This is a genomic window from Bradyrhizobium uaiense (assembly GCF_010811875.1).
Classification (GTDB): Bacteria; Pseudomonadota; Alphaproteobacteria; order Rhizobiales; family Xanthobacteraceae; genus Bradyrhizobium; species Bradyrhizobium uaiense.
This window is the reverse complement of sequence record NZ_VKHP01000471.1, coordinates 1-1,920: the sequence shown is the minus strand read 5'-3', so window position 1 is coordinate 1,920 and position 1,920 is coordinate 1. Positions and strand designations below refer to the sequence as shown.

General features: G+C 64.7%; 3 protein-coding genes. All 3 read left to right on the top strand.

Annotation, left to right across the window (positions count from 1 at the left end; genetic code table 11):
• A partial coding sequence (locus FNJ47_RS45825) for a hypothetical protein (protein ID WP_163163347.1) occupies window positions 1-138 on the top strand: 138 nt, incomplete at its 5' end.
• A 250-nt stretch (window positions 139-388) separates the two neighbouring features.
• Window positions 389-1,405 carry a Gfo/Idh/MocA family protein gene (locus FNJ47_RS45820; RefSeq protein WP_163163345.1) on the top strand — a complete coding sequence of 339 codons (1,017 nt, stop codon included), beginning with the start codon at window positions 389-391 and terminating at the stop codon, window positions 1,403-1,405.
• 33 nt (window positions 1,406-1,438) lie between these two features.
• On the top strand, window positions 1,439-1,920 hold a 482-nt coding region (locus FNJ47_RS45815), incomplete at its 3' end, for a DegT/DnrJ/EryC1/StrS family aminotransferase (RefSeq protein ID WP_163163343.1).

The window sequence follows — 1,920 nt, the reverse complement described above, 5'->3', positions numbered from 1 at the left end:
ATCTACATCCCGATCGGCGCGGTGCACCGGCTGGAGAATCCCGGCAAGATTCAGCTCGAGCTGATCGAGGTGCAGACCGGCAGCTATCTCGGCGAGGACGACATCATCCGCATCGAGGACGACTATCAGCGCACCTGAGGCGAACCGGTTCCCGCGCTCGAAAGTGGGGCGCGGGCGATGTAACTCTTTGAATCAAAACGTGTCCGGATTTCGTTGTTGGCATTCGCCACATTTGTGACGCCGTGCTATAGCGGCTGCCAACGAAGCGGGGTGATTTGCGCCAAAGGCGCAGATCGGGAAGAGGGGGCCTTGGTGCTGATTCCCTCGGAGCCGGTGGGCTCCCTGAGAAGCCGGGACAACCGCCAGAACGTTACTTGGGGTCTACGATATGAATGCAAAAGTGTCCGCAGCCGGCGCGAAGGCCGATATCGGCCGCGCATTGCGCGTCGGCGTGATCGGCGCAGGCGTGATGGGCAGCAACCATGCCCGTGTGCTGGCCGGCCTGCCCGGCGTCCTGCTGATCGGCATCGTCGATCCGCTCCCGGAACACCGGACCCGCGCCATCGACCTGGTCGGCTGTCGCGCCTTTGAAACCCTCGATCAGTTGTTCGCCGAGGGCATCGATGCGGTGACGATCGCAGCCCCCACCCATCTTCATCACGAGATCGCGCTCGCCTGCATCGCACGCAACATCCATATCCTGGTCGAGAAGCCGGTCGCATCCACGGTTGAAGAAGGCCGCGAGATCGTCGCTGCCGCCGAGCGGGCCGGCGTCACGCTGATGGTCGGCCATGTCGAGCGCTTCAATCCGGCGGTCGCCGCGATCAAGCAGGCGATCTCGGGTGAGGACATCCTGTCGATCGGCATCACCCGGGTCGGCCCGTTCCCGCCGCGGATGTCCAATGTCGGCGTCGTGATCGATCTCGCCGTGCACGACATCGATCTGATCCGCTGGTTCACCGAGTCCGACATCGTCGAGGTGCAGCCGCAGCTCTCGAGCGCGGTCGCCGAGCGCGAGGACATCGCGCTGCTCCAGTTCCGCACGGAGTCCGGCGTGCTCGCCCACATCAACACCAACTGGCTGACGCCGTTCAAGGCGCGCAACGTCACGGTCGCGACCCGCGGCAAGTATGTGATGGGCGACCTGCTCACGCGTCAGGTCACCGAATGCTTCGGCTTCAAGCCCGACGGCAGCTATTCGATGCGTCATCTGCCGGTCGGTCACGACGAGCCGCTTCGCGCCGAGCTGATCGCCTTCCTGGATGCCGTGCGCAGCGGCAAGCTGCCGGCGGTGTCCGGCGACGAAGGTGTGGCGAGCCTCGAGATCGCGATCCGCTGCCTGGAAACGCCCGCCCGGCCTGCCGCCTCGACGATGCGCAAGGGGCCGCGCCGCATCGCCGGCTGATCGTCATTCATTTAACACGTGCAAAGAGCTTCCATGAACCAGCATATGCAGCTTGAGCCCATTCCCTTCATCGATATCGCCGCGCAGCGTCGGCGGCTAGGCAAGTCCGTCGATGACGCGGTCGCGCGCGTGCTCGACCATTGCCAGTTCATCAATGGTCCGGAAGTCACCGCGCTGGAGAAGGCGCTGGCGGACTACACCGGCGCCAAGCATGTGGTGAGCTGTGCGAGCGGCACCGACGCGCTGCTGATGGTCCTGATGGCGAAGAATGTCGGCCTGGGCGATGCGGTGCTGTGCCCGACCTTCACCTTCTGTGCGACCGGCGAAGTCGTGACGCTGACCGGCGCGACGCCGGTTTTCGTCGATGTCGACGAAGAGACCTTCAACATCGACATCAATTCGCTCAAGCGCGGCGTTGCGACGGCGCGGGCGCGCGGGCTGAAGCCGGTGGCCGTGATCCCGGTCGATCTGTTCGGCCAGAGCGCCGATCACGATGCGATCGCCGCAGTCGCCGA